This is a genomic window from Metasolibacillus meyeri (assembly GCF_003049505.1).
Taxonomy (GTDB): Bacteria; Bacillota; Bacilli; order Bacillales_A; family Planococcaceae; genus Metasolibacillus; species Metasolibacillus meyeri.
In genome coordinates, this window is record NZ_PYWN01000218.1 from 1 (window position 1) to 1295 (window position 1295).

General features: G+C 31.7%; 1 protein-coding gene. It reads left to right on the top strand.

Translation table 11 applies throughout. The features are described from left to right. Positions 1–271 precede the first annotated feature (271 nt). Positions 272–583, top strand: coding sequence for a hypothetical protein (locus C9J34_RS21025; protein ID WP_107842115.1), 312 nt, complete (start codon positions 272–274; stop codon positions 581–583). The last annotated feature ends 712 nt before the right edge of the window (positions 584–1295 follow it).

Sequence of the window (1295 nt, forward strand, 5' to 3'; positions counted from 1 at the left end):
ATTGTGCTTGCACAATTGACTCCTTTCAAAATCCCTGACATCCGCCGGAGGCTTAACTTGATTCAGTAGGGAGTTTGGGACTCCCTCTCATTCCATTCCTTTTCTGGCATTCATCCCGACACTTATGGAAGTGGGGGACTTCTGTATCTGTCGCTGCCGCGTCGCTTTCGCACAGAAAACATCTGCTTTCGATACAAAAAACAATGCCGCTGTCGCTTTGCTTTCGCGCAGAAAACATCGCTGAATCAAGTTAAATAATTGTACATATGATTTGGATGTAAAAAATGATGCTCGCATCACCTCTGATTTACAGCTAGCAATTAATATGATTGATAAAGAGCTCGATGGGTTTGACTATAAAGACAGCGGGAATTATGGTATAAATGAAAATGGAAATTTAGTATTAATTGACTATGGTATGACGAAGAAATTATATGAAAAAGAGTGGGTACCTTTAGCTCAAAAAGGCATTATCCCACAAATTCATTTTCAACAATGCACTATTTGTAAACTAGAGAAAGAATTAAGAATGTATGGAGAAGCAGACACAGATATTCGATGTGTTGATTGTGGGAAGATTTAAAAAAGTTTATAAGGAGTGAATTCTCTTTGGTAGAAGAAAGTCTCACTATATTAAGGCCCATTTATTATTTATTATCTACAGTTGCCTTATTTAACGTTGTATATCTAGTTGTATTTCTTAAAAGAGATAGTAAATCTTTAATGTATGTCACATTAAATACGCTATTAATTTCTGTTATTTCAATTGTTTTATTTTACTTTGAGGGACATATTATTGATGCATTAGTCATGTCAAGTAATAGCCCAGCCTTTTACTCAATAGTATTTATTTTTTTATGTTTTTTAGTGTGCCTTATATTTCCACTCTTCCAAAAGCACAAAAACCCCGAATAAGGATACTTTGTGAAGTGTCCACTATTCGGGGTTAGTTCATTTTTTTAAATGTCTCTTTTCTATAAATAAAATTAATCTGGATGACACGCATTTAATATATAATCCAAATAATTTGTCAATGTACGATGAGACTCTAGGTTCCAACATTCCTTATCTATTGCAAAACAGGCATAGAAATGGAATTAACACAACATTTACGCACTATTTTTCCTCAAATTAACGTAAAAGGATTAATTTAAATTTACTCCATATGTTATATTAATTCATTCTTTTTTATTTAGTAATTTCTTGTTATATAAAAAATTACTAAAATAAAAAACTACTAAACCGGCAATTAAAATATAAAATGAAATATTAAGAACAGAATTATTTAAATATGA